This is a genomic window from Vibrio sp. 5S239, from assembly GCF_041439575.1.
GTDB lineage: Bacteria > Pseudomonadota > Gammaproteobacteria > Enterobacterales > Vibrionaceae > Vibrio > Vibrio kanaloae.
In genome coordinates this window covers 1-4,207 of sequence record NZ_JBGOOM010000043.1, presented here as the reverse complement: position 1 = coordinate 4,207, position 4,207 = coordinate 1, and the positions used below count along the sequence as shown (strand labels likewise).

Genomic DNA, 4,207 nt, shown 5'->3' with positions numbered 1-4,207 from the left:
TGTTATGCGGTGGCTTCGTATTACGTTGCTCACTACTTAGCTTAGCGTTATATTTTATTGAAGGACTTAGCTCTAAATGAAAAGTGTGAGTAAATACATTATTCCCATTCTGCTAGGTTGCATGTGCTTTAGTACATTTGCCGAGACTACAAAAAGAGATTTTGAGCAGTTTTTGGAACAAGAGATTTCACTTAGTGCCCTAAAGATAGTTGGTTACAAAGCTGGAGATATGTGGGCAATGATGTTGCAAGCTCATAGAGGTGAAATATCATTAAGTAAAACTGAGGCAGAGGTTCTATTCGCCAAGCTGATTGGCCTACATATGTGTTTCCAAAAAATTTATGAAAAACATCCCAACGAGCCAGATGTGGAATCGGCTTATTTCCCCACGTTAGATGATTCAATTTTATTTCGGCAAGCGGGAAACAGTTTATCGAAGATCATCGGTGACGATGACTCTGGTGCTTTGAAATTAGTTCCTGATATTGTCTGTAGTCAGTATCTGTCGCCTGAGGAACTTAAAATATAACAAACGCTTCAAGAGGGACAGCCAACGCGTGGCGTTTTTACTGTGCGTTGGTTTTCGTGATTACGATGTTATGCGGAAAGTTAGTCGTGGCGTTGTCTGCCCCTTAAGCGGGCGTTATAAAACAAGGAGTAGACCATCGATAAATTACTCTCAAGGTCAGCTGAATACGAGAACTATGTTGACTACATACTAAGGCAACCGCTGTATGATGGTTCTGATAGGATTCGAGTAAGCAGAGTAATGTGCAGCGTATCACTGGAGCACGCTGAAAGTTTAAAGATTCTGCTAGCGACCAGACACTTCACTTCTGCTCTTGGACTATTGAGGCTTCAGTTCGAGAGTCTAGTTCGGGGAATGTGGGTACTGTATGCTGCAAGTGATATAGCAGTAAGCAAATTAACTGCAGAGCTAAATGAAGAAAATCAAAGAAGAGCCAACAATTTGCCGATGTTGAGCGAAATGATTAGCCAGTTGGAGAAGAAGGCCCCCAAAAATGCAGTAGATCCTATTCTCGAGTTTAAAGAGTATTCTTGGAAACCGCTAAGCTCATACGTTCATGGAGGCTTACATGCTGTTGATAGACATAGCAAAGGGTATCCAGTTGCCATGATAGAACAGGTTTTGAAGGCATCAAATGGTGTTAACGGGTTAGTTGCCGTTTTTGGTTCTATTCTCACTGGTCAAACGAACTTGACTCAAGATGTATATACATCATTTGATACATATGCAGACATCTTTCAGATGAAGGGACCAGTTGTTTTATAACAAAGCATTTAAGAGTGATTCGCAACGCTTGGCAGTTTCGCTTCGCTCAAGTATAGCCAAGCGCCGCTCACACCTTAATGCGGCGTTAGGCATTTGGAGAAATATGGATTATCTATCTTTAGCTGTTGGATTTTTGGTGGGGACTTTAACAGGTGCTTCAGGTACTTATTTTGGAAATAAATATACTGATATTCGCCATAGGCAAGAGCAAAATAAATCTGAACGTGAAATGTGGTTAACCCTTGAAAGTAAGTACCCCAACTTAATTGCTGAGATGAAAGAAGACTTTTCCAATCCCAAAAATTCGTCTATTAGAAAGTTTGCAATTAAATCTAGTAAAACGACTCTAAACGTCGGTGAGCGTTGCTTTGAATACCACACTGATAAACACATTGATATATTTTCTTCGGTAGATTACTTGAAAGATTTAGGTCTTGTCGAAGAGCTTTCTGTTCAAGGCTGTCCCATGTACCGCTATAAAGAAAGGTTTGCAGAGTACCTAATTGGAAAAAATGCCTAACAAAGCGCTTAAGGCAGATTCGCAACACGTGGCATTTTTAGTATGCGTTGATTTATGTGTTTAAGGTGTTATGCAGTGACTTCGTATTGCGTTGCTCACTACTTAGCTTAGCGTTATGTGCATAGGAGGTACATTTGTTTAGGTTTATATTTATTGGTTGTATTAGCTTTGCTATAGGTGCTTCGAGTATGTATAGCTTCATGGTTCCCAAATCCGACCCTTTGAAAGCTAAGTTTTCAGAAAAATCGAAAGTCGAATTAAATTCTGAGCGTAATCCATCAAAAGCGTTGATCGATGCTTCAGATACATCGATAAAATTGGTTTTGTGTGCAATGGACGGAAGTGGTAAACAAGAAGTGGTTAGTACTTTAGTTATGAACATGATGCTTGCAAGTGATACGTTCGAACAGTCACAAGAAACACTGGATAGTGTATTCACCACTGCGGTAATTGCTCATGTTGAATTGAATAGAGATTTACCTACAACCAATACAGCATTATTACCAATTATTCGAAGTTATTGTAACGAGCACCTTTCGGGCGTGGACTGTGACAAGTTAGACTCCTTGATCGAAATGATGTCTCATCAGCCGAGTTCATGCACATAACAAACGCTTTAAGACGGATTCGCAACGCTTGGCATTTTTCGTTTATTTTAGTTGTTGTGTTTACGGTGTAATAATCAGGTGCAGTGGTCGTGTTGCTCACCACTTAAGCGGGCGTTAGTTTGCAAAGGGCAGAAAAGCGTTGGTGGTCTAAGAGCGTTGTTCTACGTTCTAGCTATTCACCTGTTGGTTTGCAAATCACAGGAACTTTCCGGTGGCACTATGTTGGAAGCGTTCGCGGTAGGGTAGTCACTTACAGGCTCTAACTTTTTTGTAATGGTTCTTTGGCGCGGCTTCTTTTTCTTGGTGGCTAATTCGTGAATATTGGTTTTAGTCGCACTTGGTTATCAGGCTCATCGAACGAATCCTTTGTTAGTTAAAGCGCTTCAAACCGTGGTTGTTTGTCGTATGTCGCTTCTTAGCCAAGTGCGTTTTGTTGGTTGGGTTTAAATTCTAAGCTGCTCATTTTACTTTTGCATTCAAAGTCAGTAGTTTCATTGCTAATTCAGCACCTTGGCGCTAAACCTTTGGTTTTATCGCGGTGGCAAACTAACAAAGCGCTTAAGACGGACTAACAAACGCTCGGCATTTTTGGTTTGGTTAAGTTGTGTGTTTAAGGTGTTCAAATTGAGTCAGGTGGCAGGTTTGTTAGCCACTTAGCTTAGCGTTATGTGCATGGAGGCGCAATGAACATAGGTATCTACATTTACGATCAAGCAGAAGTTCTTGATTTTTCGGGTCCATTTGAAGTTTTTAGTACAGCTAAACGGCTTGGTGCTGAGAGTCTGAACATATTTCTAGTTTCAGAAAGTTCTAAGCCAGTTGTAGCTCGTGGTGGTTTCAAAGTTTTACCTGATTATTCGTTACAGGATCATCCTCCAATAGATTTACTGGTTGTTGTGGGTGGGGTACACACGGATGAAATGTGTAAGCCAAATATCATGACTTGGTTAGCTTCGGTAGTCCCTCTAGCTTCCGAAGTTGCATCAGTTTGTACTGGTGTGTTTCTTTTAGCTCAAGCAGGTTTAATCCAAAACTTAACAGTGACTACCCATTGGGAAGATATTCCTGATTTAGTTACTCAGTTTCCAGACTTAAATGTTGTTAATAACCAACGCTGGGTAACTTCTGAAAAATTCACAACTTCTGGTGGTATATCTGCGGGTATCGACATGAGCTTACATATAGTGTCAAAACACTACGGTCAGCAGTTTGCCGAGACAGTGGCGAGGCAAATGGAGTACAACTGGCAAGAATGCACATAACAAACAATTTAAGAGTGATTCGGCACGCGTGGCATTTTTACTATGCGTTGGTTTAGTGGTTAAGGTGGTATGCGGAAGCATTGGTATTGCGTGCCTCACACCTTAATTGGGCGTTAGTTGCCAGCGGTAAAAACGTAGCTAAAGCAGAAAATTTAAGGCGACTGAATTGTGCAATTTTGTTCAGTTTTGTTTCTGGGTATCGTTTGCTGAAATTGTGTTCGATTTTAATCTTGTGGTTTTGTTTTGCCGTTTCAGACGCTAATTCACTTATTGAAAGTCAGCCTTGTGACATTGCCTTTCCAAAAGGTTTTTTGGGTGCTTTCAGCCAGCTTTCTGCGACGTTGCTAGTTCCAAGTGGTTTCAGTGACAGGCTTTTTGAAACTGCGCCTGATTTGAGTTTTCAAAGCGCATCAAAAACGGTGTTGGCAAAGTGGAAATGAACTAGAAATCAGAAGTTTAGAATGGCAACTAACAAGAGACTATGGCGTCAATAGTTAATTTTTGGCGCTACCTTTATCCCACA

Annotated in this window: 6 protein-coding genes; all 6 read left to right on the top strand. The window is 40.8% G+C overall.

What is annotated here, in order from left to right; translation table 11 throughout:
* Window positions 1-76: 76 nt before the first annotated feature.
* The 6 genes from ACED48_RS20180 to ACED48_RS20155 all read left to right on the top strand — a co-directional run bounded on the left by ACED48_RS20180 (window position 77) and on the right by ACED48_RS20155 (window position 4,124).
* The gene (locus ACED48_RS20180) at window positions 77-529 is read left to right on the top strand and encodes a hypothetical protein (RefSeq protein WP_017058491.1); all 453 of its coding nucleotides are present in this window, start codon (window positions 77-79) and stop codon (window positions 527-529) included.
* A gap of 240 nt (window positions 530-769) precedes the next feature.
* Window positions 770-1,294, top strand: a complete 525-nt coding sequence (locus ACED48_RS20175) for a hypothetical protein (protein ID WP_017058490.1) — start codon at window positions 770-772, stop codon at window positions 1,292-1,294.
* A gap of 103 nt (window positions 1,295-1,397) precedes the next feature.
* Window positions 1,398-1,814, top strand: a complete 417-nt coding sequence (locus tag ACED48_RS20170) for a hypothetical protein (protein WP_017058487.1) — start codon at window positions 1,398-1,400, stop codon at window positions 1,812-1,814.
* Between the two features lie 188 nt (window positions 1,815-2,002).
* Window positions 2,003-2,422 carry a hypothetical protein gene (locus ACED48_RS20165; RefSeq protein ID WP_017058486.1) on the top strand — a complete coding sequence of 140 codons (420 nt, stop codon included), beginning with the start codon at window positions 2,003-2,005 and terminating at the stop codon, window positions 2,420-2,422.
* A 683-nt stretch (window positions 2,423-3,105) separates the two neighbouring features.
* Window positions 3,106-3,684 (top strand): DJ-1/PfpI family protein, encoded by a 579-nt coding sequence (locus ACED48_RS20160; protein WP_017058485.1) that lies wholly within the window; start codon window positions 3,106-3,108, stop codon window positions 3,682-3,684.
* A gap of 86 nt (window positions 3,685-3,770) precedes the next feature.
* Window positions 3,771-4,124, top strand: coding sequence for a hypothetical protein (locus ACED48_RS20155; RefSeq protein WP_338391007.1), 354 nt, complete (start codon window positions 3,771-3,773; stop codon window positions 4,122-4,124).
* Window positions 4,125-4,207: the final 83 nt, after the last annotated feature.

Coding starts and splice junctions, on each gene's coding strand:
- ACED48_RS20180 (WP_017058491.1), top strand. CDS start 77: ATGAAAAGTGTGAGTAAATACATTATTCCCATTCTGCTAGGTTGCATG.
- ACED48_RS20175 (WP_017058490.1), top strand. CDS start 770: ATGTGCAGCGTATCACTGGAGCACGCTGAAAGTTTAAAGATTCTGCTA.
- ACED48_RS20170 (WP_017058487.1), top strand. CDS start 1,398: ATGGATTATCTATCTTTAGCTGTTGGATTTTTGGTGGGGACTTTAACA.
- ACED48_RS20165 (WP_017058486.1), top strand. CDS start 2,003: ATGTATAGCTTCATGGTTCCCAAATCCGACCCTTTGAAAGCTAAGTTT.
- ACED48_RS20160 (WP_017058485.1), top strand. CDS start 3,106: ATGAACATAGGTATCTACATTTACGATCAAGCAGAAGTTCTTGATTTT.